Source organism: Rhodoferax sp. RT4P68 (genome assembly GCF_056521305.1).
On sequence record NZ_JBWMBB010000017.1, the window covers coordinates 82,161 to 108,655 of the forward strand.

23 protein-coding genes and 1 pseudogene are annotated in these 26,495 nt (G+C 68.8%); 10 read left to right on the top strand and 14 right to left on the bottom strand.

Annotated elements, in window-relative coordinates; translation table 11 throughout:
* Window positions 1–92: 92 nt before the first annotated feature.
* Both AC099J_RS28050 and AC099J_RS28055 read right to left on the bottom strand, forming a co-directional pair.
* Complete coding sequence (locus tag AC099J_RS28050) at window positions 93–1,379, bottom strand: solute carrier family 23 protein (RefSeq protein WP_479618603.1); 1,287 nt, start codon at window positions 1,377–1,379, stop codon at window positions 93–95.
* 108 nt (window positions 1,380–1,487) lie between these two features.
* On the bottom strand, window positions 1,488–2,771 hold the full coding sequence (locus AC099J_RS28055; protein ID WP_479618604.1) for a phospholipase D-like domain-containing protein: 1,284 nt from the start codon (window positions 2,769–2,771) through the stop codon (window positions 1,488–1,490).
* 223 nt (window positions 2,772–2,994) lie between these two features.
* Between AC099J_RS28055 and AC099J_RS28060 the strand changes: the two genes are divergently transcribed.
* Window positions 2,995–3,627, top strand: coding sequence for a GAF domain-containing protein (locus tag AC099J_RS28060; RefSeq protein ID WP_479618605.1), 633 nt, complete (start codon window positions 2,995–2,997; stop codon window positions 3,625–3,627).
* Between the two features lie 19 nt (window positions 3,628–3,646).
* On the opposite strand, the gene AC099J_RS28065 is transcribed toward AC099J_RS28060, so the two are convergent.
* The 3 genes from AC099J_RS28065 to AC099J_RS28075 all read right to left on the bottom strand — a co-directional run bounded on the left by AC099J_RS28065 (window position 3,647) and on the right by AC099J_RS28075 (window position 7,401).
* Complete coding sequence (locus AC099J_RS28065; RefSeq protein ID WP_479618606.1) at window positions 3,647–5,083, bottom strand: iron-containing redox enzyme family protein; 1,437 nt, start codon at window positions 5,081–5,083, stop codon at window positions 3,647–3,649.
* A 178-nt stretch (window positions 5,084–5,261) separates the two neighbouring features.
* On the bottom strand, window positions 5,262–6,089 hold the full coding sequence (gene lgt, locus AC099J_RS28070) for a prolipoprotein diacylglyceryl transferase (RefSeq protein WP_479618607.1): 828 nt from the start codon (window positions 6,087–6,089) through the stop codon (window positions 5,262–5,264).
* Between the two features lie 82 nt (window positions 6,090–6,171).
* Entirely contained in the window at window positions 6,172–7,401 is a 1,230-nt protein-coding gene (locus AC099J_RS28075) for a metallopeptidase domain-containing protein (protein WP_479618608.1), read from the bottom strand.
* A 435-nt stretch (window positions 7,402–7,836) separates the two neighbouring features.
* On the opposite strand from AC099J_RS28075, the pseudogene AC099J_RS28080 reads away from it, so the two are divergent.
* Both AC099J_RS28080 and AC099J_RS28085 read left to right on the top strand, forming a co-directional pair.
* Window positions 7,837–8,217 (top strand): annotated as a pseudogene (locus AC099J_RS28080) (cytochrome P450); the annotation flags it as partial.
* 128 nt (window positions 8,218–8,345) lie between these two features.
* Window positions 8,346–8,507: a hypothetical protein gene (locus AC099J_RS28085; protein WP_479618609.1), complete on the top strand. Its 162-nt coding sequence runs from the start codon at window positions 8,346–8,348 to the stop codon at window positions 8,505–8,507.
* Here the strand turns inward: AC099J_RS28085 and AC099J_RS28090 are convergent, their stop codons facing one another.
* From AC099J_RS28090 to AC099J_RS28105, 4 genes are all read right to left on the bottom strand, one after another.
* A complete protein-coding gene (locus AC099J_RS28090) occupies window positions 8,508–9,089 on the bottom strand; it encodes a DUF924 family protein (protein WP_479618610.1) in 582 nt (193 codons plus the stop codon).
* Window positions 9,061–10,854: a monovalent cation:proton antiporter-2 (CPA2) family protein gene (locus AC099J_RS28095; protein ID WP_479618611.1), complete on the bottom strand. Its 1,794-nt coding sequence runs from the start codon at window positions 10,852–10,854 to the stop codon at window positions 9,061–9,063. Before AC099J_RS28095 ends, AC099J_RS28090 begins: the two co-directional genes overlap by 29 nt.
* 76 nt (window positions 10,855–10,930) lie before the next feature.
* Window positions 10,931–11,200, bottom strand: coding sequence for a hypothetical protein (locus AC099J_RS28100; protein WP_479618612.1), 270 nt, complete (start codon window positions 11,198–11,200; stop codon window positions 10,931–10,933).
* A gap of 79 nt (window positions 11,201–11,279) precedes the next feature.
* Window positions 11,280–12,053, bottom strand: coding sequence for an SDR family oxidoreductase (locus AC099J_RS28105; protein ID WP_479618613.1), 774 nt, complete (start codon window positions 12,051–12,053; stop codon window positions 11,280–11,282).
* Between the two features lie 104 nt (window positions 12,054–12,157).
* On the opposite strand from AC099J_RS28105, the gene AC099J_RS28110 reads away from it, so the two are divergent.
* A complete protein-coding gene (locus tag AC099J_RS28110; RefSeq protein WP_479618614.1) occupies window positions 12,158–13,066 on the top strand; it encodes a LysR family transcriptional regulator in 909 nt (302 codons plus the stop codon).
* A 3-nt stretch (window positions 13,067–13,069) separates the two neighbouring features.
* On the opposite strand, the gene AC099J_RS28115 is transcribed toward AC099J_RS28110, so the two are convergent.
* Window positions 13,070–13,666, bottom strand: coding sequence for a phosphonate degradation HD-domain oxygenase (locus tag AC099J_RS28115; protein ID WP_479618615.1), 597 nt, complete (start codon window positions 13,664–13,666; stop codon window positions 13,070–13,072).
* 89 nt (window positions 13,667–13,755) lie between these two features.
* Entirely contained in the window at window positions 13,756–14,484 is a 729-nt protein-coding gene (locus AC099J_RS28120; RefSeq protein WP_479618616.1) for a phosphonate utilization associated transcriptional regulator, read from the bottom strand.
* Between the two features lie 158 nt (window positions 14,485–14,642).
* On the opposite strand from AC099J_RS28120, the gene AC099J_RS28125 reads away from it, so the two are divergent.
* From AC099J_RS28125 to phnX, 6 genes are read left to right on the top strand one after another with little or no spacing between them, the layout of a single operon-like run.
* The gene (locus tag AC099J_RS28125; protein WP_479618617.1) at window positions 14,643–15,680 is read left to right on the top strand and encodes a putative 2-aminoethylphosphonate ABC transporter substrate-binding protein; all 1,038 of its coding nucleotides are present in this window, start codon (window positions 14,643–14,645) and stop codon (window positions 15,678–15,680) included.
* A gap of 16 nt (window positions 15,681–15,696) precedes the next feature.
* Entirely contained in the window at window positions 15,697–16,791 is a 1,095-nt protein-coding gene (locus AC099J_RS28130; protein ID WP_479618618.1) for a putative 2-aminoethylphosphonate ABC transporter ATP-binding protein, read from the top strand.
* A gap of 47 nt (window positions 16,792–16,838) precedes the next feature.
* Window positions 16,839–18,518 carry a putative 2-aminoethylphosphonate ABC transporter permease subunit gene (locus AC099J_RS28135; protein WP_479618659.1) on the top strand — a complete coding sequence of 560 codons (1,680 nt, stop codon included), beginning with the start codon at window positions 16,839–16,841 and terminating at the stop codon, window positions 18,516–18,518.
* Window positions 18,519–18,547: 29 nt separating this feature from the next.
* On the top strand, window positions 18,548–19,273 hold the full coding sequence (locus AC099J_RS28140) for an HAD family hydrolase (protein ID WP_479618619.1): 726 nt from the start codon (window positions 18,548–18,550) through the stop codon (window positions 19,271–19,273).
* A gap of 5 nt (window positions 19,274–19,278) precedes the next feature.
* Window positions 19,279–20,409 carry a TIGR03364 family FAD-dependent oxidoreductase gene (locus AC099J_RS28145; protein WP_479618620.1) on the top strand — a complete coding sequence of 377 codons (1,131 nt, stop codon included), beginning with the start codon at window positions 19,279–19,281 and terminating at the stop codon, window positions 20,407–20,409.
* A gap of 34 nt (window positions 20,410–20,443) precedes the next feature.
* Window positions 20,444–21,277 (top strand): phosphonoacetaldehyde hydrolase, encoded by an 834-nt coding sequence (phnX, locus tag AC099J_RS28150; RefSeq protein ID WP_479618621.1) that lies wholly within the window; start codon window positions 20,444–20,446, stop codon window positions 21,275–21,277.
* Between the two features lie 977 nt (window positions 21,278–22,254).
* Here the strand turns inward: phnX and AC099J_RS28155 are convergent.
* The 3 genes from AC099J_RS28155 to AC099J_RS28165 all read right to left on the bottom strand — a co-directional run bounded on the left by AC099J_RS28155 (window position 22,255) and on the right by AC099J_RS28165 (window position 26,435).
* Window positions 22,255–24,555, bottom strand: a complete 2,301-nt coding sequence (locus AC099J_RS28155) for a TonB-dependent receptor (protein WP_479618622.1) — start codon at window positions 24,553–24,555, stop codon at window positions 22,255–22,257.
* A gap of 15 nt (window positions 24,556–24,570) precedes the next feature.
* Complete coding sequence (locus tag AC099J_RS28160; protein WP_479618623.1) at window positions 24,571–25,569, bottom strand: tripartite tricarboxylate transporter substrate binding protein; 999 nt, start codon at window positions 25,567–25,569, stop codon at window positions 24,571–24,573.
* Window positions 25,570–25,637: 68 nt separating this feature from the next.
* Window positions 25,638–26,435: an ABC transporter permease gene (locus AC099J_RS28165; protein ID WP_479618660.1), complete on the bottom strand. Its 798-nt coding sequence runs from the start codon at window positions 26,433–26,435 to the stop codon at window positions 25,638–25,640.
* Between the last annotated feature and the right edge of the window lie 60 nt (window positions 26,436–26,495).

The following is a 26,495-nucleotide window of genomic DNA, read 5'->3' on the forward strand; positions in this document are numbered from 1 at the left end:
GCCATGCGCCAGTATGTCCATGGCCCGGCCGCGCCGGTTGTCGCCGATGTGGCATGCCTGGCTCGAAGGCCGGGACTTGGATGCAGGGCACTTCAAAGACGGGTTGCCTCGCGCTCGCGCAGCAGGTGGTACAGCACGATGGCGCCGAAGGTCGCCGTGCCGATGCCGCCCATCTTGAACCCCGCGATCGACAGCGTCAGGTCCCCCGCCCCGGCCGTCAGCGCCACACCGGCCGTGATCAGGTTGCGCGGCCGCGAAAAATCGACCTTGTTCATGACCCAGATGCGCCCACCAGTGGCCGCGATCAGGCCGAACACCACCAGCGCCAGCCCGCCGATCACGGGCACCGGCAGCGTCAGGATCAGTGCGCCGAACTTGGGCGAGAAGCCCAGCAGCAGCGCCACCAGCGCGGCCACCACGAACACCAGCGTCGAATAGATCCGCGTGACCGCCATGACGCCCATGTTCTCGGCATACGTCGTCACACCCGTGCCGCCGCCCGCGCCCGAGACCACGGTGGCGATGCCGTCTGCGATGAAGGCGCGGCCCATCAGCGGGTCGAAGTTGCGGCCGGTCATGGCCGCCAGGCCCTTCACGTGGCCCAGGTTCTCGGCCACCAGAATCACGGCGACCGGCGCGATCAGCAGCATGGCCGAGGCGTCGAACACCGGCGCGCTGAACTTGGGCAGGCCAAACCACGCCGCCTGCGCCACGCCCGAGAAATCAATGGGCTTGCCCCAGCCCATGGCGTTGGTGCCGATGGCATACAGCACATAGCCGAACAGCGCACCCAGCAGGATGGGCAGCCGCCCCGTCACGCCCTGGCCGCGCACGGCGATCAGGCCGACGGCCAGCGCGGTCAGCAGGCCCACCGTGGTGTCGAAGGTCGTGCCGCCCAGCATCTTGACCGCGACCGGCGCCAGGTTCAGCCCGATGGCGGCCACCACCGTGCCGGTGACGATGGGCGGCATCAACCGCTCGATCCAGCCCGTGCCCAGCACCTGCACGACCAGGCCGATGGCGATGTACAGCAACCCCGCCGCGATGATGCCGCCCAGCGCCAGGCCGATGTTGGCGTTCGGCCCGCTGCCGGCATAGCCCGTGGCCGCGATGACCACCCCGATGAACGCGAAGCTGGAGCCCAGGTAGCTGGGCAATCTGCCGCCGGTCAGCAGGAAGAAGATCAGCGTGCCGACGCCGGAAAAGAAGATCGACGTGTTGGGATCGAACCCCATCAGGATGGGCGCCAGCGCGGTCGATCCGAACATGGCCACCACGTGCTGTACGCCCATCACGATGGTCTGCGCTGTGGGCAGCCGCTCGTCGGGCGCCACCTCGCCGGTGGTCTTCAAGGTCCAGGTCGGAAACAGGCTGGGCATGGCGCTCCTCGTTGTGCGGTGTGTGCGAAAAAGATCGGCGCCGATTGTGCCGTCTTGTGCCGTCGCTCCACACCAGCACAGCGCGCCCCGGCGGGGCCCGCCCGCCCCCTACAGCTGTGAAGACAGCGTGGCGGCGAGATGCTCCATGGCCTTCTCGCGCAGCGGGCGGTCCTGCCAGGCCTGCAGCGTGATGCGCCGCGAGTGCTTGAGGTCGGCCTCGAACTGGGCCGTCTCCGCCGCCGCGAAATCGGCGTCGTAGATGTTGAGGTTGGCTTCGTCGTTCAGGCGAAACGAGCGGTTGTCGAAGTTCGTCGAGCCCACGGACACCAGAAGCCCGTCGACCACGAACACCTTGCAATGGAACATGGTCGGCTGGTATTCGTGCATCTGGGCGCCGGCCTCCAGCAATGGCCCCCAGCTGGCGCGTGACGCGGCGCGCACGGTCTGCGCGTCGATGATCGGCCCGGGCGTGATGATGCGCAGCCGCACGCCGCGCCGCATGGCGGCCACCAGCGCCTCGACGGTCAACTCGTCCGGCACGAAGTAAGCGCTTGAGAGGTCGATGGTCTTGGTCGCCGCGGCGATGGACAGCAGGTACATCAGGTGCATGCTCTCGCTGCCGCCGGATGGCGAACTGCTGAACACCTGGGCGCGGCCGGTACCCACGGGCGCCAGCGCGGGGAAGTAGGTCTCGCCATGCAGCACGTCGCCAGAGGCCTTGATCCAGTTGTCCATGAACACCGCCTGCATCTGCGCCACCACCGGGCCTTCGGCCCTGTAGTGCGAGTCGCGCCAGTGGTCGGCGTCCTGCGCGTCGCCCGTCCATTGCGGCGCAATGCCGACGCCGCCGGTGAAGCCGATGCGCCCGTCCACCACCAGCAGCTTGCGGTGCGTGCGGTTGTTCATGCGGCCCAGGTGGTACCAGGCGGGTTCGTGGAACTTGCGGACCTGCACGCCGGCAGCTTCCATCTCCTGAAGAAACTTCTCGTCGATCTTGGCGCTGCCCACCCAGTCGAGCAGCACATGCACCTTGACACCCGCTCGCGCGCGCTCGGCCAGCGCGTCGGCGAATGCGCGGCCGATGTCGCCAGACCAGTAGATGTACGTTTCAAAGGTGATGCTGCGCTGCGCGCCGCGGATGGCGGCCAGCATGGGCGGGAAGATGCGGTCGCCGTTGTACAGCGCCTCGAAGCGGTTGCCTTCGATCACCGGCGGCCCCAGCAGCACGCTGAGCGCACGCTGGTATTGCGCATCGTGCAGTGCGTATTCCCGCTGCACATGTCTTTCGAGCTTCTTCTCACCGCTCGTGAAGTTCATGATGATGAGGCCTGCCGCAATGGTCAGCAGCACGCTCCACAGGACGATCCAAACGGACTGGCGCATCGATTTCATGGTGTTGTGCAGGGCGCGCAAAGGGCCTGCAGTGTCTGGGGCTCGCCAGACTTTGCCTGTAGGACGGGCACCGATTGGGTTGCCCGCCTGCGCCACATCTGCGCCCGGCTGCCTGCCACATGGCAACGCCATGCCCCTAAAAGCAATGGCAATCCCACAGCCTCTAAACTCCCCTGGTGGCCGGGCATGTTGTCTCGGCCCTTTCCATTTGGGACCCGCAGCAATGACGAACCCCAATCCACCGGGCCCGGCCCCGCACGACGTGAAGCCTGCCATGCAGGGCGCTGCGCAATCGACCGAACTCGCCGACGCCCTCTCACGCCCCGCCCTGGCAACCGGCGGCACGATCAACCAGACCACCGTGGCGTTCAACGTGTTTGCGAGCCTGCTGCACAGTGACGGCATTCGCGCGGCACTGTATTCAGTGCTGCGCCGGTCGGACTACCGGTTCCTGAGCATCTTCCGCTTCCAGGGGGGCATGGCGACGTCGTGCGTGCACATCGACCGCGACAACCTGTTGGAGACTCAAGCCGCCGAAGTTGCCGACACCGCCACCTACTGCTCGTATGTGCGCGAGCGCCGACAGCCTTTCGTGACCGCTGACGCGCGCGTGGACCCGCGCACGGCGAATCACCCCGCGCGCGACGTGGTGCTGGCGTATTGCGGCATTCCGATCATGGAGCCAGACGGCACGCTGATCGGCACGCTGTGCCACTACGACCTGGTGACGCGCGACCCCGACCAACTCGACCTGGAGCTGCTGTTGCAGGTCAGCAGCGCGCTGGCCCAGTCCGGCAAGGTGCCGCCCTATCCGCAGCGACCGGGGGCCGGAGTCAACGCGCCCGACGCGGCCTGAAGCGAGAGACCGCCGGGCGTCACGCGGCGCGAATCGACGTCACCAGCTGCCGCGTGGCCGCCAGGCCCTCAGCCGTCCAATGCGCTCCCGGCGCCATGGCGAGCAGCGCGGACTCGGCGTCATCCGCCGCAGCATCACGGGCTGCCTGCAGCCGCTGTTGCGCGCGAAAACTCATCGGTCGCAAGCGCTTGCCCGGTTCCGGCACCTCGGCGTCGAAGCGTGTGCCGTCCGCGCTGGCATCGCCACGCATCCAGTCGAAGATGACCTGCAGCTCGTAGTCGCTGAAGACGCCGAACATCTCGGCGCGGTCGCCTGAAAGCAGTTGCCAGAAGCGACTCTGGTTGGGGTTCGAGCCACGTTCGATCCATCCCTTGCGCACCAGCGCATCGAGGAATCCCCGCATCTGCGCCGGGTCGCCCAGCCATTCGTTGACGGTCTTGCCTTCGATGCGGCAATAGTCCGAATGGGCGCCCTCGCCGGCCACGCTCTTGGCGCGAAGGATGCGGAGCAACTCTGTCTCGGCGTCGAATCCCTGGATCAAGGCGTTGGTGCCCAAGCCCAGGTCATTCAAGCGGTAACCCTGGCGTACGCGGTTCCAATACTGTGCGGCGTCGGGGTAGCGCGAAGCGTTTTGCGCCACCGCGTCCACTGCCTTGCGCGCGTGCCCGCTGTCGGCGTTGTCCACGGTGATGTGCAGCGTGAAGTAGTACGGGTCGATCCCCAGCTCGTTCAGCTCATACGACGTGATCAGCAGATGCAGCGGCAGCTGCTCGTAGCCAAGGTTGAAGCCGATCACCTCGGGCAGCATCTGCTCGGTCGTCAGGCCCAAGGCCAGCTGGATGGCGCCCTGCTGGAAGTAGGCGTCGTCCAGATGCGTGCCCTCATTCAGCCCGTGCGACTGCAGCAACCCACGGAAGAGCACCACATGGTTCTTGGTGATGTCGCCGTTGCCCAGCTCTTCCAGGTACGTCTGCGCCAGGCCCGCCATGCGCGGGTCACGCGCGTGGCGCAGCGTGCCGTACAGCCACGAGCCGTCGACCAGCTTGGTGGGCGCGACGGTCTGCAGAAAGTACAGCGCATGTGCGCGGCTGGTGAAGAAACGCCGAGGCGCGCCCGCCCTGCGCTGCGCCAGGTAGTCCTGGTAGGCATCGGTCGCGCGCGTGGCGGACTCTGTCATCCAGGCCGCCAGATCGTCCGGTCGCGCAGGCAGATCGTCCGCCGTGTCCTCGACGGCGGCCAGCGATTCGCGCAGCAAGCCCAGCGCACGCCGACGCGCGACGTCGGCGTCGGTCGCGGCATCGAGCAGCTGGGTGTAGGAGTCCCGAAACAAGGGCGCGCTCTGCGGCAGCGCAATGGCGGCCGCGCTGGCCGGGTAGCGATCGTCCGAACAGGCATACGCCTGCAGCCGGCTGACCGGCCAGGCAGGAGTGCCGCTGGGCGACGGTCGCGCGAGCATGGACGGGCGGCGGGGGGCGTGGGCCCTGGATGGGGCACTGGAGTGGGCACTGGACATTCCCTAAGAATGGCACCACGCTGGTGCCTGCACCCAAGGGCATGGCCATGTGCTGATGTGGGACGACACCCCACGTCACGGGCAGCCACCGCTGACGCCCGTCCTCCGCGACGCTGCGACTTTAGCGGGTGACTGTGCGCCCCACGCTGCGCTTGCCACACCAGACCCACATGGCAATGCCGGCCAGCACCATGGGCACGCACAGCCACTGGCCCATGCTCAGACCCAGCGACAGGATGCCCAGGAACGCATCGGGCTCACGGAAGAACTCGGCCACGAAGCGCAGCACGCCGTAGCCGATCAAGAACATGGCGGCCACCTGGCCTTCAGCCCGGCGCTTGCGGGCGTACAGCCATAGCAGCACGAACAGCAGCAGCCCTTCCAGCAGGAACTGGTAGACCTGCGAGGGGTGGCGCGGCAGCATCGAGCCGCTTTGCGGGAACACCATGCCCCAGGGCAGATCGGCGCTGGAGAAGCGGCCCCACAGTTCGCCGTTGATGAAATTGCCGACGCGCCCTGCCGCCAGCCCGGTCGGCACGCACGGCGCCACGAAGTCGGCCACCTGCATCCAGGGCCGCTGGCGCGAGTGCGCGAACCACAGCATGGAGCCGATCACGCCCAGCATGCCGCCATGGAACGCCATGCCGCCCTGCCAGACGTAGAAGATCTCCAGCGGGTGCGCGAGGTAGTAGCCCGGCTTGTAGAACAGGCAATAGCCCAGCCGCCCGCCGACGATGACGCCGAGCACGCCCAGGAACAGGATGTCTTCCACGTCCTTGCGGGACCAGGCGCCGGGGCCAGTGATGGAGGCGAACGGTTCATGCCGCAGCCGGCGGATGCCGAGGAACATGAACAGCGCGAACGCGACGAGGTAGGTGATGCCGTACCAGTGGATGGCAACGGGACCGATCTGCAGGGCGACCGGGTCGATCTGGGGGTACATGAGCATCGGCGGATTGTGCCGCGTGGGCGTGGCGCGTCGGCAGCGCGCCGCCCGCCAGTGCCGGGTGATGTGCCGGGTCACGTGGCGGTCAGCACGCAGCGATGCACCGCTGGTAGTTCTGCACGCATTGCCGGGCGCTGGGCGATCCAGGTCTCGGAACGTTGCCCATGCACTCGTTGCGCTCGGCCACGCAGGCGGCAAGGCACTGCGCGCGCGCCGATCGCGTGTCGATCGTGACGATGGCGCTGTTCCCATCCACGGCAATCGACTGGACCGTGATCTTCAGCCCGTTGCGGGTGTCGGTGAACGGCGTCTCACCGGGGTAGTAGCCGACATGGCCGTTCTGCTGCCGCACGAGGTAGGTCACCTGGTCGACACGCCATTCGCGCACGACGACCTCTTCGCGCGGCACGCCACGGTCGAAGCCGCTTTGCTTGCGGTACTCGACCGCATACCGCACGCCATTCGGCAGGCTCACCACCGCCATCAGCGCCCCTGGCCGTTGTGGCTCACTGACGGGCGCTAAGGCGACGCGCACGGCCCTGCGGTCGGCGTCGCGCACCACGCGGTGCGTCGTGATCCGGTTGGCGGGCAACCAGCCCAGCAGCGAGCGGTAGGCCATGTTCAATGCCGGCCCGGTCTGGCCATGCCTGGCGCTGTCGTACGAAAAGATGCCGACGTTGTAGCTCATGACGTCCCATGGGTCGTCGTAGGCGAACACCACCGGCGAGCCCCAGAGGTGGTCGTCCGACCGGTTGTTGGGCAAGTTGTAGGTGTGCCCGACGCCCATCACGTGCAGCATCTCGTGCTGGTAGAACGAGGCCGGTTCCAGCGCGTTGGCCACCACGCTCTTGCCCACCGCTCCCACGTCGGCATTGACGTTGATGACGGCGATGAATCCGGCCCAGCGGTTCGGATCGATGGTGGAGCCCGAGGCAGCCAGACTCTGGATACCGGCCGCCTTGCAATCCTCTGCCGTCTGTGCGCGGCCGGGGTTGGTCGCGCTGTTGCGCACCGCAGGATCCAGCTCGGCGGTGGTCACCCGCATGCGGAACCATCCCAGCACGGCTGTCCTGGAGATGTCGGCCTTGCCGAAGCTCATCGCGCGGAAATAGGCGTGCACGAGATCGGGATTCGCAGGGTCGAACAATTCGCGGTAGTGGGCCAGCGTCTGCGGCTCTTGCGGGGCGTCGGACGCCTGGCACAGAAACATCAGCCACGCGCCAGGCTGGGGTGGGTCGATCGGCGTCGCGAAGCCTGCGGTCGAGCCACAGGCCAGCATCAGCATCACCAGCCATCGCGCCAGCAGCTTCGTCATGCTCCGCTTCAGATCTGGCAGTGTGCACGCAGCAAGAGGGTGTTTCATGGTGAGTCCTTTCGACGCACGTGGCGTCGCTTCGAGGCCGAAGTCCGTGACGGGATTGCCACGTCACCACTGTCCTTCGGGGCACCGGCGCGGACAACGGGGGCGTGTCCCGCGGTTGCGGTACACCGCGTCCACTCTTCAGATGAGAACTGGCGGTCTGCACGCTCGCGATGTCTGCATCCAGGGCGTGCAGACGATGTTCGGCCGGCGCGCACGGGGCTCGACACCGTGCGCTGCGCCACCTCAATTGCGCGTCGCCAGTCCGATCCCACGACCGCCACCGCCGAAAGCCCCCATGGACGAATCCAAGCGCATGCCGCCACAGCCGCCAAGGCCGCCGCCGCACGTGCGCTGCTGCAGCCGGCCAACCTGCTGGAGGCAACGGTCGTGGCCGCCGACGAAGTAGGCAGCGGCATCGACGACACGCAGATCGCCGGCAACGTCTTCACCATGCTGCTGGCCGGCGAAGACACCATGGCCAACACGCTGTCGTGGATGGTCGATCTGCTGTGGCGCCACCCGGCCGCTCTGGCGCGGGCCACCGAGGAAGTGCGCCGCGTGGTCGCCGACCGTAGCGCGCCCACCATGGAGCAGCTGGCCCCGCTGGATTTCGTGGAGGCCTGCGCCCACGAGACCATGCGCCTCAAACCCGTGGCCGCGTTCATCGCCCTGCAGGCGATCCGCGATACGCAGGTGGGCGACCTGCTGCTACCCGCCGACGCCGTGGTGCTGAACCTGATGCGCCGCAACAGCGTGAGCGACGCCCACGTGCCCCGCACCGCCGCCTTCGAGCCCGAGCGCTGGCTGGCCCAGGCGGGCAAGCGCAACAGGCCAACGATGCCAAGCGCGTCTCCACCCCCTTCGGCGCCGGCGCCCGCACCTGCCCTGGCCGCTACTTGGCGCTGCTGGAAATCAAGATGGCCATGGCCACGCTGCTCGGCCATTTCGACATCACCGCCGCCGACACACCGGACGGGCAGCCGACGCAGGAGCGCTTCGCTTTCACGATGACGCCGGAGGGGCTGCGCCTGCTGTTGCGCGAGTGCGCGGGCGGGTGACTACCCCGCAAACCCGCCCGCCCGGAGGAAAGCCTCCTCCTCCTCCGACGTCTCCCGCCCCAGCAGCGCGTTGCGGTGCGGAAACCGGCCGAAGCGGGCGACGATGTCGCGGTGCTCCTGCGCGTGGCTGCGCGAGGGCTCACCCAGCGCGGTGTTCAGCGCGAGCGCACGCTCCTGGTCCGCCAGATCTTCGGAATGCGACAGCGGCAGGTAGAAGAACAGCCGCAGCGCAGGCTCGACCTGCTGGTCCAGGCCGAGGTCGATCGCCTGCCGCGCGAACATGCGCGCCAGCGGGTCGGTGGCGTACATGTGCCCGGTGCCGCGAAAGCAGTTGCGCGGGTATTGGTCCAGCAACAGCAGCAACGCCAGCGCGCCCTCGGCAGTGGCCAGCCAGCCGTCATGCTCCCTGCGCGCCGCAGCGAAATGCAGGTCGTGGAAGCACTCGCGGAATCGCCGGTCGAAAGCCTCGTCCTTGGCGAACCAGCGTGGGGGGCCGGCGTCGCGCCAGAACGCCACCACGGCGGGGGCGTCCAGCGGCGAAGGCGCGGCAGCGTCAGACGGCGGGGGCTTGGGCGTTGGCATCGTCGTTCTCCTTTTTGCGCAAGCGGCCCAGCACCAGGGCCCGGCCGGCAAAAGCGTCGCCCGCGACCTCCAGGTCGAACCGTTCACCGTCCAGCCGGCGCAGGTCGGCCATGACCGCATCGGCCTCGTCGACCGTCGCGCCGGTGGCCAGCACGGCCTCACGCCCCAGCAGCATGGCCGACTCGAAGGTCTCGCGCACCACGAAGTCCGCGCCGCCGGTCTTGACCAGCGCCAGCGCGTGCTCTCGGTCGAAGGCCCGCACCAGCACACGGGCATGCGGGCACTCGTGTTTGGCAGTTTCGGCGATGCGCGTGGCGGCGGCCTTGTCATCCACGCAGACCAGGATGGCACTGGCGCTGTGCGCGCCGGCCGCATGCAGCACGTCGGCCCGCGCGCCGTCGCCGTAGTAGACCTTGAACCCCAGGTAGGCCTGCGCGGCGCGGATCACTTCGGTGTCGTTGTCGATCACGGTCAGCGAGGCGCCGCGCGCCACCACGCCCTGGCTGGCTATCTGGCCGACACGGCCGAAGCCGATGACCAGCACGTTGGCCTGCCGGTCGTGCGCCTCTTCCACGCCCTCCATCGACACCGCGCTGCGCGGCCCGAAGCGGCCGTGCAGCAGCACCACGAGCGGCGTCAACGCCATCGACAGCACGACGATGGCGGTCATGTTGGCGTTGACCGTGGCGTCGATCACGCGTGCGCCCAGGGCGGCGGCGAACAGCACGAACGCGAACTCGCCGCCCTGCGCCATCAACACGGCGCGGTCCAGCGCATCGGCATGCGAGCTCTTGGCAAAGCGCGCCACGGCGTAGATGCACGCGGCCTTGGTCGCCATCAGCGCCAGCACGCCGGCCACGATCAGCTGCCAGTTCTGCGCCACCACGGCCAGGTCGAGCGACATGCCCACGCCCAGGAAGAACAGGCCCAGCAGCAGGCCGCGGAAGGGCTCGATGTCGGCCTCCAGCTGATGCCGGAAGGTGGACTCGGACAGCAGCACGCCCGCCAGGAACGCGCCCATGGCCATGGACAAGCCGCCCAGCTGCATCAGCAGCGCCGCGCCCAGCACCACCAGCAGCGCGGCGGCCGTCATGACCTCTCGTGCCTTGGCATTGGCCAACACGCGAAAGAACGGGTTCAGCAGCCACACGCCGGCCGCCACGAGCGCGGCCAGCGCCGCCAGCGCCAGGCCGACCACGCCCCAGCGGGAAGGCGCGACGGCAGCGGCGTCCAGCGCGGGCGGTGCGATGAACGCCACGACAGCCAGCAGCGGCACGATCAGCAGGTCTTCAAAGAGCAAGATGGAGACGATGCGCTGCCCGCGCGGCGCGGCGATGTCGCCCCGCTCGCCCAGCAGCTGCATGACGATGGCGGTGGACGTCAGCACGAAGCCCATGGCGCTGACGAACGACACCGGCCACGAAAAGCCGAAGCCGATGCCCACCAGCGTCAACAAGGCACCGCATACCAGGCACTGCAGGCTGCCCAGGCCGAAGATCTGCTTGCGCAGGCTCCACAGGTGCGAAGGCTGCATCTCCAGCCCGATCACGAACAGGAACATCACGACACCCAGTTCGGCCACGTGCAGGATGGCCTGCGGATCGTCGAACAGCTTGAGCCCGAACGGGCCGATGGCCAGCCCCGCCGCCAGGTAGCCCAGCACCGAGCCCAGGCCGAGTTTCTTGAACAGGGGCACCGCCACCACGGCGGCACCCAGCAGGCTCACGACCTTGACCAGGTCACCCGCGCTTCCTTCGACGGCCATGGGCCTTCCCCCTCGAACAACGACGCGGCGGACGTTAGCAGAACACCCGCCCGCAAACTCGTCGAATGCAGCCCGTTCAGCCGCGCGACAACTGCCAGGCCACGATGCCGGCGGCGACGGCCGGCACGGCGAACACGAGCAAGAGGATTGGCGCCTCCTGCCGCACGGTGTAGCCCGCGTGCGTGACGCCGACCCACATGTTGGTGGCCGCCACGAGCAGCCAGACCGGCATGAACACTTTGGCGGCAGTCGCCATGCCGGCGGCGCTGGCGCCCCACAGCCAGCCGAACATCACAAACACCACGAGCAGCAGCACGCCTGCGCCCATCACCATGGCCATGTGCATGGATTTCTTCCTCTTGTTGGTTCCATCAGCCGCAGCACATGGACTCGGCCACGGGCGATGGCCAGCGGTTCATGGCCATTCAGCGCGTCGTGTAACCGCCGTTGGCGAAAATCGTCTGGCCGGTGATCCACCAGCCCTCGGTGACCAGGAACTTCACGATCGGCGCGATGTCCTCGATGTCAGTCAGCCCCTTCTTCGAGAAGCCCGACAGCGCGGCAGCAGACGCGTGGTAGGCCGACGATTCCTTGCTCTCCTGGCCGTAGAAGAACGGCGTGTCCATGGGGCCGGGGCCGATGGCGTTGACGTTGATGCCGCGCGCGCCGAACTCTTTGGACGCCGCGCGCGTGAAGTGCTCCACCGGCGCCTTGCTGCCGGGGTAGACGGCGTACGAATCGGTGTAGGCCGCCAGCAGCGAGCTGACGATGGTCACGATGCTGCCGCGCTCGGCCAGCACGCGGCCGGCCTGCTGCAGGAAGAAGAACGCGGCCTTGGAATTGGCGTCGAAGCTCTTGTCGTAGTCGTCTTCGGTGACCTGCAGGATGGGCTTCTTGATCACCACACCGGCCGTGTTGACGGCCACGTTGACGCGGCCGAAATGCGCCTGCGCGCGGTCGAACAGTTGCGTGCAATGGGCCACCACCGACAGGTCGCCCTGGAAGGTCAGCACATCGGCGCCCTTCTCTTTCAGCACGCCGGCGGTCTTGTCGGTCTCCGCCTTGGACGAGTCGCTGTTGTAGTGCAACACCACGCCGCTGGCGCCTGCATCGACGAACTGCGCGGCAATCAGCGCGCCGAGGTTCTTGCCGCCGCCAGCGATGACGGCAACTTTGTCTTGGAGGGTGGGATGGGACATGCGGTGCTCCTGTTGTTGTGTGGGCCCGACGCAGTCTATTGACGATCATCCAGCGGATAAAGAGCCAACTTCTGTCTAGACTATCCGGAAATTCCGACCAATCCATGGATCGCATCGACCACCTGCGCGTGTTCGCACGTATCGCCCAATGCGGCAGCTTCACCCAGGCGGCCGAGCAACTGGGCCTGCCGCGCGCCACCGTCTCCGGCGCGCTGCAGCAGCTGGAGGCGCGGCTGGGCGCGCGCCTCATGCAGCGCACGACACGCAGCGTGCGGCTGACGCCCGATGGCGAGGCACTGCTGGCGCGCGCCGAGACGCTGGTGGCCGACATGGAGGAGCTGGAGCAGTTGTTCCGCCCGGGCAGCGCGGCCGCAGCCGGCCGCCTGCGGGTGGAGATGCCCAGCCGCATCGCGCGCCGCCTGGTGGCGCCGCGCCTGCCCCAGTTCTTCGCGCTGCACCCCGGCATCGAACTGGAGCTGGGTGGCAGCGACCGCACGGTCGATCTGGTGCAAGAGGGCGTGGACTGCGCGCTGCGCGTGGGCCACTTGCCAGCCAGCAGCCTGGTGGCGCGTCCGCTCGGCCATCTGGGGCTGATCAACTGCGCCAGCCCGGGTTATCTGGCCCGGCACGGCACGCCGGCCACACCGCAGGCGCTGCGGGATGACGGCCACCGCGAGGTGCACTACGGCCCCACCGCCAGCGGCACGTTCGCGCCCTGGGAATGGCAGGACGGCGACTCCACACAGACGCTGGCGCTGCCGGGCTCCGTAGCGGCCCAGAACGCCGAAACCTACATCGCCTGCGCGCTGGCCGGCCTGGGCCTGATCCAGATCCCCGCGTTCGACGTGAGCGAACATCTGCAAGCGGGCGAGTTGGTGGAGGTGCTGCCCGGTGCCCGGCCCCCGCCGATGCCGGTGCACCTGGTCTACCCGCACCACCGGCACCTGGCGCAGCGTGTGCAGGTGTTCGGGCGGTGGCTGCAGGGTTTGCTGAAAGAGTATTTGAACGACTGACCGTCAGGGCAGCGGCGCAGGTCGCGACCTGCCTCCCCCAGGTTCGCAGGGCCTCGCGACGCGGCAGCGCCGCGCGCGCGCCAGGTAGTGCGCCAGATCTGGCGTGGCCATGCCCTGCACCTTGGCCTGGTCGTCCCACAGGCGCAGCTGCACCGCCTCGGGCGCGTTCGGCCGGGCGATGAATTCCTGCGCCGCCTCGGCCGTGAACACCCCGCCCTGCAACACCAGGCTGCGCTGCGAATCGGCCGACAGCGCCGCGTGGTAGCCGGGCCGTGTGGCGCACAGATAGCGCTTGGCGTCGACATGCCAGCAGATGGCGTCGAGCACGCGCGGTCCGAACAGCCCGCGTAGGAAAGGCAACGCGGCGTACTGGTGCAGGTCGTCCACACCGCGCAGCGTCGGCGAATCGCCGTGGTCGTGCAGCAGGTGCCCCAGATCGTGCAGCAGCGCGGCCGTGACCAGTTCGTCGTCGGCTCCGCCCTGTTCGGCGAGGAACGCGGTCTGCAACGCATGCTCGGTCTGCGTGACCGGCTCGCCGCTGTACTGCGTACCGCCGTGGCGCTGGAACAGCAGCGCGATGTCGTCGAAGGCGAGTGCCATGTCAGTGGCGCCCGGCCGCCCGAAGCCGCTGACGCGCCCCCTCGGGGGGCAGCGATACGCGAAGCGATGAGCGTGGGGGCAGTTTCATCTCAGGCGGGTGATCGGGCCGGCGCACGCCCGCGCGTAGGGGCCACGGGCGCCGGCGCCTGGGCCTCGAAGTTCAGCAGCGTGCGCTCGCGGCTGTTCATCACATGGTCGAACATGGCCCGCCCCGCGGCCTCGGCATCACGCGCGGCGATGGCCTTGACGATCTGCCGGTGCTCGCGCGCGTAGACCGCCATGGACTCGGCGCCGAGGTTCTTGCGCCGGATCAGCGAGAGCTCCTTGATCAGCCGGCGGTACACGGCTGCGAACTTGGCGTTGCCCGCCAGCTGCAGCAGGCTGTCGTGAAACGCCAGGTTGGCACGGTGAAAATCCTGCGCCGCGCCGGCCTTGCTGGCCTGGTCCATGGCGTCGACCAGCGCACGCAAGGCCTTGGTCTGCGCGGCGGTGACGGTCTCGGCCAGCTTGCGGCCGATGTACATCTCCATCACGGCGCGCAGCTCGAAGATCTCCAGCGCCTCGTCGAGCGCGATGTCGCGCACGAACACGCCACGGTTCTTCTCGGTGCGCACCAGGCCCGCTTCTTCGAGCATGCGAAAGGCCTCGCGCACCGGGCCGCGCGAGACACCCAGCTGGCCGGCCACGGTCTGCTCGGTCAGCTTGGCGCCGGGCAGCAACTCGCCGGCCACGATCATGCGCTCCAGCTCGTTGTGCACCAGGCTGGCGAGCGAGGTGCCTTGCAGTTGCGCGATGGCCTCGTGGATGGGAGTGGTCATGGGCGTGAAGATGTGATCGGGAAGCGAGCGAATCAACAGATTGTCTACGATTTACAAACAGCAATCTACGATCGTGGCCTCAATTTTGCTTCGCGAACATGTCACGAAGATGACTTCTTGCGTGGCCAAAGTCACGGCTTTCCCATCTGGAGCATTCGATGAAATTCGCCGCCAAGCTGCTGACCTTCGCCACCCTGGGCGTCGTGCTGGCCAGCGCTGCCCATGCGCAGAAGCAACAACTGACCGTCTACACCGCGCTGGAGACCGACCAGCTCAAGGCCTACCAGGAGGCATTCAACCGCCAGCAGCCAGACATCGAGATCAAGTGGGTGCGCGACTCGACCGGCGTCATCACCGCCAAGCTGCTGGCCGAGAAAGCCAACCCGCAGGCCGATGTGGTGATGGGCGTGGCTGCCACCAGCATGGCCCTGTTCAAGCGCGAAGGCATGCTGGAGCCCTACGCGCCGCTGAACCTCGACGCGATCATGCCCGCGTACCGCGACAAGCAGTCGCCGCCAGCCTGGTTCGGCATGAACGTGTTCGGCGCCACGGTGTGCTTCAACACCGTCGAGGCGAAGAAGAAGAACATCGCCCTGCCCGCCACGTGGAAGGATTTGACCAAGCCCGAGTTCAAGGGCCAGGTGGTCATGCCAAACCCGGCATCGTCCGGCACGGGCTATCTGGACGTGGTGTCCTGGCTGCAGATGTGGGGCGACGACGCCGGCAAGGGCGGCGGCTGGCAGTACATGGATGCGCTGCACCAGAACATCGCGCAATACACGCATTCGGGCTCCAAGCCCTGCAACATGGCGGCCGCTGGTGAGTTCGTGGCCGGCATCTCGTTCGAATACCGTGGCCACACCAACAAGCAGAAGGGCGCGCCCATCGAGCTCGTGTTCCCCAAGGAGGGCCTGGGCTGGGACCTGGAAGCCTTCGGCATCTACAAAGGCACGAAGAAGCTGGACGCGGCGAAGAAGCTGGCCGACTGGGCTTCGTCCAAGGACGCGATGATCCTGTACGGCAAGAACTTCGCCATCACGGCGCAGCCGGGCGTGGCGCCCAAGCTGGCCAACATCCCGGCCGACTACGAGTCGCGCCTGATCAAGCTGGATTTCGACAAGGCCGCCGCCGGGCGCGAACGCACGCTGGCCGAATGGTCCAGGCGCTACGACGCCAAGAGCGAAGCGAAGAAGTAAGCCGCAGTCGCCCGCCATGGACCAGACCGCCTACCTCGCGCTGCGGGGCATCCACAAACGCTTCGGCGCCTTCAACGCGCTGCACAGCATCGACCTGTCGATCCAGCGCGGCGAGTTCGTGTGCTTCCTGGGGCCGTCTGGCTGCGGCAAGACGACGCTGCTGCGCATCGTGGCTGGGCTCGAAGCCCAGACCGCCGGCCAGATCGTGCAGGCCGGGCGCGACATTTCGGTGCTGCCGCCGGCCGAGCGCGACTACGGGATCATGTTCCAGTCTTACGCGCTGTTCCCCAACCTCACGGTGGCGCAGAACGTGGGCTATGGCCTCGTCAACCGGCGCCAGACGCGCCAGCAGATCGCCACACGCGTGGACGAGCTGCTGGCTCTGGTGGGCCTGGCGGGCAGCGGCGGCAAGTACCCGGCGCAGATGTCCGGCGGGCAGCAGCAGCGCATCGCGCTGGCGCGGGCACTGGCCACCTCGCCCGGTCTGCTGCTGCTGGACGAGCCTCTATCCGCTTTAGACGCCACCGTGCGCGTGCACCTGCGCAACGAGATCCGCGCGCTGCAGCGCAGGCTGGGTGTGACCACCATCATGGTGACGCACGACCAGGAAGAGGCGCTGTCGGTGGCCGACCGCATCGTGGTCATGAACCACGGCGTGATCGAGCAAGTCGGCACGCCGTTGCAGATCTACCGCGAGCCGGCCACGCCCTTTGTCGCCAGCTTCGTCGGCAAGGTCAACCGGATGCAAGCCGTGGCCGAGGCCGACCACTGGTTCCGCTGCGGCGACAAGCGCCTGCAGTGCGCGCCGGCGGCCGGCGCAGCCATCGCGCCGGGCCGCGATGTGGCCCTGTACTGGCGCCCCGAAGACCGCGTGGTCGGCGGCGTGCGCGACGATGACCCGCTGCGCTGCGCCGGCACCGTGCGCCACATCGAGTTCCTGGGCGGCAACTGCATGGCCGAGGTCGAGGTCGAGGGCATTCCTGGCCAGCCCCTGCATCTGCAGTACTCGCTGAACCAGATGGACGAATTCGGCGTGCACGAAGGCGCCAGCGTGCGCTTCGCGCTGCGCGCCGACCGGCTGCGCGTGTTCCCACTGGGCGCCGCGGCGTGAACACCCTCGCGGCGGCAGCGGCGCCCCATAGCGCCGCACCTTTGAAGATGCGCGTGCACTGGTCGGACCGGCTGGCCAGCCTGGGCCTGCTCGGCATCTTGCTGCTGCTGGGCGTGGGCCTGGTCGCACCCTTGCTGTTGATCCTGTCCAAAGCGCTGGACGCGCCGGACGGTGTGGCGCAGTCGGGCCTGGCGGTGTTTGCGGCCTACCTCGCATCGCCCGGGCTGCTGACCAGCCTGTGGAACAGCGTGTGGGTCTCGGCACTGGTGACGGCCATCGTCGTGCCGCTGGCTTTTGTGTTTGCCTACGCGCTCACGCGCAGCTGCATGGCCGGCAAGCCGCTCTTGCGCACGGTGATGCTGCTGCCGCTGCTGGCGCCCTCGCTGCTGTCGGCGATCTCGCTGATCTACTGGTTCGGCAACCAGGGCGTGGCCAGGGACTTCTGGCGGGGCCTGGGCTTCGACAGCATTTACGGCGCGCCGGGCATCGTGCTGGCCGAGTGCTTCGCCACCTTTCCGCATGTGCTGATGATTCTGGTCACCGCGCTGTCGCTGGCCGATGCGCGGCTGTACGAGGCGGCCGACGCGCTGGGCACCAGCACGCGCCGCAAGTTCATGACGATCACGCTGCCCGGCGCCAAGTACGGGCTGATCTCGGCCGCGCTGGTCTGCTTCACGCTGGTGATCACCGATTTCGGCATCCCCAAGGTGATCGGCGGCAACTTCAACGTGCTGGCGACCGACGTGTTCAAGCTGGTGATCGGGCAGCAGGACTTCCAGCGTGGCGCCGTCGTCGCCTTGCTGCTGTTGCTGCCGGCGGTGCTGACCTTCGGTATCGACACCCTGGTGCAGCGCAAGCAGACCGCCACGCTGACGGCACGCGCCGTCGCGCTGGTGCCGCGCCGCGCACGGGGCTTCGACGCCGCAATGACGCTGTACTGCCTGGTCATCGTCGCGCTGGTGGTGGCGATGTTCGGCATGGCGGTGTTCGCCTCGTTCGCCAAGCTGTGGCCTTACAACCTTGCGCCCAGCCTGGACCATTACTTCGCCGGCCTGGTCGATGCCGAGCTGGGCGACGCCATGCTCAACAGCCTGCAGCTGGCGGCGTGCACCGCCGTGCTGGGGCCAGTGATCGTGTTCGTCGGCGCCTGGCTGCTGGAGAAGACGCGCGGCTTCGATGCGCTGCGCCCCGTGGTGCGCCTGCTGGCCATGCTGCCGATGGCCGTGCCCGGCCTGGTGCTGGGCCTGGGCTACATCTTCTTCTTCAACGCCCCGGGCAACCCGCTCAACGTGCTCTACCAGACGCTGCCGCTGATGGTGCTGTGCACGGTGGTGCATTTCTATACGACCGGCCACGTCACGGTGGTGACCGCACTGAAGGCCCTGGATGCCGAATTCGAGTCCGTGTCCGCCTCGCTCAAGGTGCCGCTGTTCACCACCTTCTGGCGCGTGACGTTGCCGATCTGCCTGCCGGTGCTGCTGGACGTGTCGCGCTACTTCTTCATCAACGCGATGACGACGATCTCGGCCGTGGTGTTCCTGTATTCGCCAGACACCAAGCTGGCCTCGGTCGCCATCCTGAACCTGGACGAAGCCGGCGACACCGGCGCGGCCGCGGCCATGGCGGTGCTGATCGCCGGCACCTCGGCGCTGGTCACGCTGGTCTACCTGGGGTTGGGCCGGTGGGTGGAGCGCAGCACCCAGGCGTGGCGGGGGCGCGCGACATGACGGGGGCCCGCCCGACCTTCCCTGCGCCCTTGCCTCCGCACGCCCCCACTCACTCCCCCCGCCTGGCGCTGTTCGACCTGGACAACACCTTGCTGAGCGGCGACAGCGAGGTGCTGTGGGTCGACTACCTGCTGGCCCAGTGCGCGCTGGACGCGCTGGACCCGCAGTTGGCCGAGCGCAATGCCGAGATGGACCGGCGCTACCACGCGGGGCTGGTGACGCCGGCCGAGTTCTGCGCGTTCTACGCGTCCGTCTTCGGTGGCCGCACACCGGCCCAGTGGGCCCCCCTGCTGGCCGATTTCGCGCAGCGCGTGGTGCTGCCACGCATCCCGGCGGAAGCCCATGCGCTGGTGCAGCAGCACCGCGCGGCCGGTGACCTGCTGGTGCTGACGACCGCGTCCAGCCGCATCCTGGCGCAGCCGAGCGCCGATGCACTGGGCTTCGACCACCTGATCGCCACCGAGCTGGCCCAGCACACTGATGGCCGCTTCACCGGCCACACCGCAGGCGTGCTGAACATGCAGGGCGGCAAAGTGCAGCGCCTGCAGCAGTGGCTGGCCGAGCGTGGGCAGGACGCCGAGGCCGCGCTGGCCAACGCCACGTTCTACAGCGACTCGATCAACGATCTGCCGCTGCTGCTGGCCGTGGGCGCGCCGGTCGCCGTCGACCCCGACGCCCGGCTGGCCGAAGAGGCCGCATCGCGCCGCTGGCCGGTGCTCAAGCTGCACCGGCCGCCTTCCACCCCTCTCCTGTAAGCACCGTGGACACTTCTTCAGATTCCCGATTCGACCTGATCGTGGTGGGCGCCGGCATCGTTGGCCTGGCCCACGCCTACACCGCCGCGCAGCGTGGCCTGAAGGTCTGCGTGGTCGAGCGCGACGCGGCCTGCGTCGGCGCCTCGATCCGCAACTTCGGCTTCATCACCGTCACCGGCCAGGGCGCCGGCGATACCTGGCGCCGCGCCCGCCGCGCGCGCGAGGTCTGGGGCGCCGTCGCCCCGCAGGCCGGCATCGAGGCCGTGCACCACGGCCTGTACCTCACGGCCTTTCGGCCGCTGGCGCTGCCGGTGCTGCAAGCCTTCATGGCGACCGACATGGCCGATGGCTGCGAGCTGCTGGCCCCCGACGAAGCCGCCCGCCGCGCGCCTGCCCTGCAGCTCCAAGGCGCCCAGGCCGTGCTGTACAGCCCGCACGAGATGCGGGTCGAGTCGCGCACCGCCATCGGCCTGTTGGCGCGCTGGCTGGCGCAGGCGCACGGTGTGGTGTTCCGCTTCGGCGAGGCCGTGCTCGAGGTGGCCACGCCGCGCGTGCGCACCGCGCGCGGCACCTTGTTCGCAGAGCGCGTGGTGGTCTGTACCAACAGCGAGCTGCACGGCCTGTTCGCCGAGCGCCTGCTGCCCCACCAGCTGCGGTTGTGCCAGCTGCAGATGCTGCGCGTGGTGCCACAGCCGGGCTTTCGCCTGCCCGGCGCGGTGATGGCCGACCTGAGCCTGGTGCGCTACCACGGCTACAGCCGCTTGCCGGCCGCCGCGCCGCTGCTCGCGCAGCTCGAACGCGAGGACGCCGAGTCGCTGGCGCACGGCATCCACCTGATCGTCGTGCAGAGTGCAGACGGCTCGCTGGTGGTCGGCGATTCCCACCACTACGGCGCCGCGCCCGCGCCCTTCGCGCAGGAGCGCGTGGACGATCTGATCCTGCAGCACCTGCACCGCACCCTGCAGCTGCAGGACTGCCGCGTCAGCGAGCGCTGGGTCGGCACCTACCCGTCATCGGCCAGCACCGACTGCCTGATCGACGCACCCGACGAGGCCACACGCGTGGTGCTGGTCACCAGCGGCACTGGCGCCAGCACCGCCTTCGGCATTGCCGAAGAGGTGATGGCGGCCTGGTGACAGAACAACATGTCTTCGAAAGCCTGAACACCCCATGACAACCCCTCTTCCCGCATCGACCAAGCCCCTGGCGCTGAGCGCCGTCGTGTTCGACTGGGCCGGCACCATCCTGGATTTCGGATCCTGCGCGCCCATGGGCGCCTTCGTGCGGCTGTTCGAGCAGTTCGGCGTTGCGCTCACCATCGAGCAGGCACGCGGCCCGATGGGCGTGGCCAAGTGGGATCACATCCACGCGCTGGGCCAGTTGCCGGACGTGGCCGCGCAATGGCAGGCCCGCCACGGCCGCCCCTTCACCGATGCGGACGTGGACCATTTGTACGAGGTCTTCACGCCGATGAACGCGGCCGTGGTGGCCGACTTCGCAGAGTTCATCCCCGGCGCGCTGCAGACCGTGGCGGCCGTGCGTGCGCGCGGCCTGAAGATCGGCTCCACCACAGGCTACAACCGGCCCATCATGGAGGTGCTGCTGCCGATCGCGGCTGCCGGGGGCTACGCGCCGGACAACCTCGTCTGCGCCGGCGACCTGGCGGCCGGCCGGCCCTCGCCACTGATGATGTGGCGCACCTTCGCCGACCTGGGCGTCTGGTGGCCCGCCACCGTCGTGAAAGTGGACGACACCGAGGTTGGCATCCAGGAAGGGCTGCACGCCGGCACCTGGACGGTGGGCGTCGCCGTCAGCGGCAACGCCATGGGCCTGACGCTGGCCGAATGGAACGCCCTCTCCGCTTCTGAGCAGCAGGTGCAACGCAGCGCCGCCACGGCCAAGCTGGCCGGTGCCGGGGCGCACTACGTCGTCGATTCGGTGGACGACCTGTTGCCGGTGCTGGACGACATCGCGCGCAAGCTGCGCGACGGCGTGCGGCCCTGACCGGTGCCCCTTGCCACGGCACCGTCTAACGCCCATGCCTTTAGAGGTCATTGCGATCGCTGGGGTCGCGGGGGTGGAGAGGGCTGCGGGAGAGGCCTGCGGGAGAGGGCTGAGGGAGAGGGCCGCTGGAGAGGGCCGCCCGGCCTGGGGTGCCCGCCGCGGCCGCCCGGTGGACGCGTCCCTCGCCCAGGGGCTCGGGCAGCCTGCGGTGCTCGGCCTGCGGGCGCATTGCACAACTCGCACCACTCACTGCGTTCGTTCACCTCGAACAAGTGCAATGAGCTAGTCATTGAGGCGTGCTGCGCCGCCGCCCGCAGTCCTGCGCTCCTCGGCGCGTCCACAGGTTGGCCACGGCGGCCACCCCAGGCCGGGCTACGTGGTGGGTGGCTGAAGCGCTGTCGGGAGACAGGCCCGCGTGACGCGGGCTCGCGCGCTCCGGACTACTGGTGGGCCCTCTCGTCGGGCTACAAGCGGGCCGTGTCGTCGAGCCACCAGCGCCCCCTCTCGCCGGCCTACGAGCGCGCACCGTGCATCGGAGTCAGCCGCACCGAGCCCGGCATGGGGTACCCCCAGGGCCGGCCCTGCAGATGCGCCGAGGAGCGCAGCGGCATGGGCGGCGGCGAAGCACGCTTCGTAAACTGACTCATTGCACCTGTTCGAGGTGAACGAACGCAGTGAGTGGTGCGAGTTGTGCAATGCGCCCATGCCGCGAGCACCGCAGGGGACCCCGAGCCCCTGGGCGAGGGGCGCTGAGCCGGGCCGGCCCTGGGGGTGCCCCATGCCGGGCGGCCCCCAGCATCCCCAGCCTCCCCAGGATCCCCAGCATCCCCAGCACACCCGGCACACCCAGCACACCCAGCACACCCAGCACACCCAGCACACCCAGCACACCCAGCACACCCAGGCACATCCGGTACAAGCGGCCAGACCCAGGACTCAGCGAACTACCAGCGTCAACCCCTTGAATGGCCTGCCTCTCAGACGCCGAACTCCACCCGCACCCCGACCCAGGCCGCACGCGGCGCGCCCGGCGCCACGAACTGCTCGTTGCGCCAGGCGCCGGGCGCCACCACCGCGCCGCTGGCACCCAGCGCGTTCTCGCCCAGCTGCCCGCCGGTGGCATAGCGCCGGTCGAACACGTTGGCCACCTTGGCGAACAGCTCCACATGGCGGCCGATGCGGTAGCGCGTCGTCAGGTCCAGCAGCGCAAAGCCACCCACGCGGCCGCTGCCGAAGAAGTCGACCCCGTCCGCCTGGTGCTGGCCGTTCTCGTTGCCACGCACGGTTTGCCCCGCGTACACGCGCCATTGCGCGCCCAGGCTCCAGACCGGCGTGGCGCGCCAGTCGAGGTTGAACTTCAGCGCATGGGCCGGCAGGCCCGGCAGGCGGTCGCCGCGCCGCACGGCGATCTCGTCGTCGCCGGTGCAGGCCGGATTGGTTTCGGCCGAGCTGTTGGCCTCGGACACCAGGCAGGCCGACGAGCCGAAGCGAGCGCGCAGCCAGCTGTACGACACGCCCCAGTCGAACGCCGCCGTCTGCTGCGACAGCCCCAGCTCCACGCCCTGGCGCTGCGTGCGGCCGAAGTTGGTGAAGTAACCGCGCGACAAGCCGCTGCTGACGAACAGCAGGTCGTTCTTGTTGACGGTGCGAAACACCGAGGCGTTCCAGCGCATGCCGGCGCCCAGCTTGCCACGCAGGCCGGCCTCCAGCGTCTGCGAGATCACCTGCTCCAGCGGCGGGTCGGACTGCAGCGCGTTGGGCAGCACGCAGGGGTTCAATGGGTCGGAGCAGCCCAGCTCGATCGGGCTCGGCGCGCGGCTGCCCTGGCTCCAGCTGCCGTAGGCCGTCAGAGTCGGCGTGGCCTGCCAGGTCAGGCCGATGGCGGGGTTGAAGCGGTTGTAGCGGCCGTCGCCATCCAGGTTGGTGCCCAGCCCGAGCTGGGTGCGGCCGTCGTCGCGGGTGGATACGCGGGTCTGGTTGTAGCGGCCCGCCAGGCTGAGCTGCAGGTCCGGCCGCAGCGTCACCAGGTCGTAGACATACACGCTTGCGGTGCGGCTCTTGCCGGAGAGCAGCGCGTCGACCTCGGGGTCTTCCGTTGGCACCACCGCGCGCGACGGGTCCAGAAAGCCCTCAGACTCGGTCTGCAGAAAGCCCGTGCGCGCGCGGTCGAACGAGGTGCCGACGGTCAGCTGGTGCATGCCCCGCGTCCACGTCGATTGCAGCGCCACGCCTTCGCCGCGCTGCTGCGTGGCGCTGCGGTTCTCCACGCCTGTCTCTGGCGTGCCGGGCGGGTCGAAGTCGTCGTTCAGGTCGCCGTTCAAGGTGCTGAAGCGTGTGCGCCGCGTGTAGGCCGTCATGGCCAGGGTCTGCTGATCGCTCACCTGGTAGCTGGCGTTGAGCGTCAGCATCTGCAGGCGGTTGCGGGTCTCGTCGGGCCGGGTGTAGACCTGGGTGCGGCTCTGCGCCAGCATCGATTCGGGCAACAGGCCGTTGCCGATCATGCGGTTGCGGGCGTAGGTGAAGCCCAGGTCCCATGAAAAGGCGCCGCGGTCTTGCCCGACCTTGGCGAACAGCTGGCGCACCTGCGAGGGCGAATGGTCGCGCCAGCCGTCTTCGTTCAGCCCGCCGATGGCCAGGAACAGGTGCGCGTCCTGCCCCAGCTTGCGGCCGTGCGTCAGCTCGGTGCTGATGCGCCCGAACGAGCCGGCCTGCAGCTCCAGCGCGGTGCCGGGGTGCGTGTCGCCGCGCTTGGTCTTGAGCGAGAGCGCGCCGCCCAGCGTGTTCAGGCCGAACAGCGGGTTGGAGCCCGGCAGCAGCGTGATGCTGGAGATCGCGCCCTTGGGGATCAAGTCCCAGTTCACGACATCGCCGAAGGGCTCGTTGGTGCGCACGCCGTCCTGGTAGACCGAGATGCCCTGCGGCGTGCCCAGCAGCGGGCTGGCACTGAAGCCGCGGTAGTTCAAGTCGGCCTGGTACGGGTTGCCCTGGATCTCGTTGACGTTCACGCTGGGCATCTGCGTGGCCATGAAGTCCAGCAGGTTCAGGCTCTGCGTGCGGCGCAGGTCGCGGTCGTCTGCCGTCTGCACGTTCGAGGGAATCTGGTCCTTCGGCACGTCGATGCCCGGCACCGGCGTGGCGCCCACCACCTCGACGGTGGGCAGGCTCGCGGCCGGCGCGGCGGCCAGCTGCGCCTGCACGGCGGCCGGGCAGCCGGCGGCGGCCATGGCCAGGGCGATCAGCCTGCGCCTGCGCTCGTTTTGATTGCTGGATCGAATCACGGGTGTCTCCTTCTTTTATTGATTGCCGGTGCGGGTCAGCCCCAGCTTCTCCACCATCGCGCGCTCCTGCGCGAAAACGTCCCGGCAGGCCTGCGCGTAGGCCTGCGGGCCGAGGTAGTCGACCTCCTGGTCGTACTTGGCCAGCTCGTCGCGAAACCGCGGGTCGAACATGGCGGTCTTGAAGGCGTCGTGCAGCGTCGTCACGACAGCGCGCGACAGGCCGCGTGGCCCGGCCAGGCCATAGGGCGACCGGGCCACGATGTCGAAGCCGAGCTCGCGCAGCGCCGGCACCTGCGGCCAGCGCCGTGAGCGTTCGGCCGATGTGACGGCCAGCAGCCGCAGCGTGCCGGCGTCCACGGCCGGGCCGAAGCCGGTGGAGTTGATGCCGGCCATCACCTGCCCGCCGGCGATCGCGTTGAGCTGCTCGGCCGTGCCCTTGTACGGCACGTGGATGTAGCGCAGGCCGCGCGCCGTGAACAAGGTCTCCAGCAGCATGTGGGGCGTGGTGCCGATGCCGTTGGTGGCGATGGTCAGCGCGCCGGGGCGCGCCCGTGCGATGGCGAACAGGTCGTCCAGCGACTGCACCGGGCTGCCGGCCGCGACCAGCAAACCGAAGGTGACGCTGGAGACCTGCACGATGGGCGTCACGTCGCGGATCGGGTCCCACAGCACCTTGTGCACATGCGGCGCGCGGAACACCGGCTGCGGCATCTGCGCGATGGTGTAGCCGTCGGGCCGCGCCTGCTGCAGCACCGGCATGGCCAGCGTGCCACCGGCACCGCCGCGGTTCTCGGTCAGCACCGGCTGGCCCAGCGCGACGGACGCCAGCTCTGCCAAGAGGCGCAGCGAAACATCGGTGGCGCCACCCGCCGGCCAGGGCACCCACAGCGTGACTGCCCGCGACGGAAACGCATCGGTCGACGCCAGCGCGCAGGCCCACGGCGTGGCCGCCAGCGCCAGCGCGGCGGCCCCGCGCAGGCAGGCGCGCCGGGTCGGCCGGCTGTCGCCCCCCATGGGCAAATTCCCGGCTTCGCCTGCGGCGGGCGCCTGACTGGTCGCTTGAACGCGCGGCCGGACGCGGCTCATGGCGCGCCCCCCGGCCGCTTGGTCAGCCCGCCGAAGCCGCGCTGCGGGTCGTAACCCCAGCAGGCCAGCCCGAAGAACACCAGCAGGCAACCCAGCACGACATAGGGCGCCAAACCCGGGTCCTTGCCGTACAGCGCGAAGCGAATCCATTCCACCGCGTAAGTGAACGGGTTGAAGCGCGCGAGCTGGTAGACCCACTCGGCGCCCGACTCCTGCAGCTTCCACAGCGGGTAGAGCGCGGTCGACAGAAAGTACATCGGAAAGATGACGAAGTTCATCGTGCCCGCGAAGTTCTCCAGCTGCTTGATGTGCACCGACAGCAACAGCCCCAGCGCGCCCAGCATCAGCGCGCCGACCGTCAGCGCCACCAGCGCGTGCAGGCTGGCCAGCGTCCACAGCGGCAGATCGGTGCCGATCAGCACCGCCACGATGACGAACGCCAGCGCCTGCAGCACCGACAGCAAGGCCGTGGCGCAGAGCTTGGAGAACAGCAGCCAGGGCCGTGGCAGCGGCGCCGTGAGCAGCAGCCGCATCAGCCCCATCTCACGGTCATAGACCATCGCCAGGGAGGACTGCATGCCGTTGAACAGCAGCACCATGCCGACCAGCCCCGGCACGATGTAGACGTCGTAGGGGATGTAGGTGTCGTAGGGCGGCACGATGGCCACGCCGAACACGTTGCGAAAGCCCGCCGCGAACACCGCCAGCCACAGCAGCGGGCGCACCAGCGCCGACACCAGCCGCCCGGTCTGCTGCGAGAACTTGTAGAGCTCGCGCAGCACGATGGCGCGCATCGCCTGCAGCGCATGGGCCAGGCCGCGACGTGCCGGCGACTCGGCCGGGTCGCCAGCGGG

Bases quoted from the DNA above. Each gene is read 5' to 3' on its own strand.
- AC099J_RS28165 (WP_479618660.1), bottom strand. From the start codon at position 26,435: ATGCGCGCCATCGTGCTGCGCGAGCTCTACAAGTTCTCGCAGCAGACC.
- AC099J_RS28135 (WP_479618659.1), top strand. From the start codon at position 16,839: ATGCGCGTGCACTGGTCGGACCGGCTGGCCAGCCTGGGCCTGCTCGGC.
- AC099J_RS28120 (WP_479618616.1), bottom strand. From the start codon at position 14,484: ATGACCACTCCCATCCACGAGGCCATCGCGCAACTGCAAGGCACCTCG.
- AC099J_RS28055 (WP_479618604.1), bottom strand. From the start codon at position 2,771: ATGAAATCGATGCGCCAGTCCGTTTGGATCGTCCTGTGGAGCGTGCTG.
- lgt (WP_479618607.1), bottom strand. From the start codon at position 6,089: ATGCTCATGTACCCCCAGATCGACCCGGTCGCCCTGCAGATCGGTCCC.
- phnX (WP_479618621.1), top strand. From the start codon at position 20,444: ATGACAACCCCTCTTCCCGCATCGACCAAGCCCCTGGCGCTGAGCGCC.
- AC099J_RS28160 (WP_479618623.1), bottom strand. From the start codon at position 25,569: ATGGGGGGCGACAGCCGGCCGACCCGGCGCGCCTGCCTGCGCGGGGCC.
- AC099J_RS28095 (WP_479618611.1), bottom strand. From the start codon at position 10,854: ATGGCCGTCGAAGGAAGCGCGGGTGACCTGGTCAAGGTCGTGAGCCTG.
- AC099J_RS28125 (WP_479618617.1), top strand. From the start codon at position 14,643: ATGAAATTCGCCGCCAAGCTGCTGACCTTCGCCACCCTGGGCGTCGTG.
- AC099J_RS28075 (WP_479618608.1), bottom strand. From the start codon at position 7,401: ATGACGAAGCTGCTGGCGCGATGGCTGGTGATGCTGATGCTGGCCTGT.
- AC099J_RS28110 (WP_479618614.1), top strand. From the start codon at position 12,158: ATGGATCGCATCGACCACCTGCGCGTGTTCGCACGTATCGCCCAATGC.
- AC099J_RS28050 (WP_479618603.1), bottom strand. From the start codon at position 1,379: ATGCCCAGCCTGTTTCCGACCTGGACCTTGAAGACCACCGGCGAGGTG.
- AC099J_RS28115 (WP_479618615.1), bottom strand. From the start codon at position 13,666: ATGGCACTCGCCTTCGACGACATCGCGCTGCTGTTCCAGCGCCACGGC.
- AC099J_RS28060 (WP_479618605.1), top strand. From the start codon at position 2,995: ATGACGAACCCCAATCCACCGGGCCCGGCCCCGCACGACGTGAAGCCT.
- AC099J_RS28090 (WP_479618610.1), bottom strand. From the start codon at position 9,089: ATGCCAACGCCCAAGCCCCCGCCGTCTGACGCTGCCGCGCCTTCGCCG.
- AC099J_RS28100 (WP_479618612.1), bottom strand. From the start codon at position 11,200: ATGCACATGGCCATGGTGATGGGCGCAGGCGTGCTGCTGCTCGTGGTG.
- AC099J_RS28105 (WP_479618613.1), bottom strand. From the start codon at position 12,053: ATGTCCCATCCCACCCTCCAAGACAAAGTTGCCGTCATCGCTGGCGGC.
- AC099J_RS28130 (WP_479618618.1), top strand. From the start codon at position 15,697: ATGGACCAGACCGCCTACCTCGCGCTGCGGGGCATCCACAAACGCTTC.
- AC099J_RS28065 (WP_479618606.1), bottom strand. From the start codon at position 5,083: ATGCTCGCGCGACCGTCGCCCAGCGGCACTCCTGCCTGGCCGGTCAGC.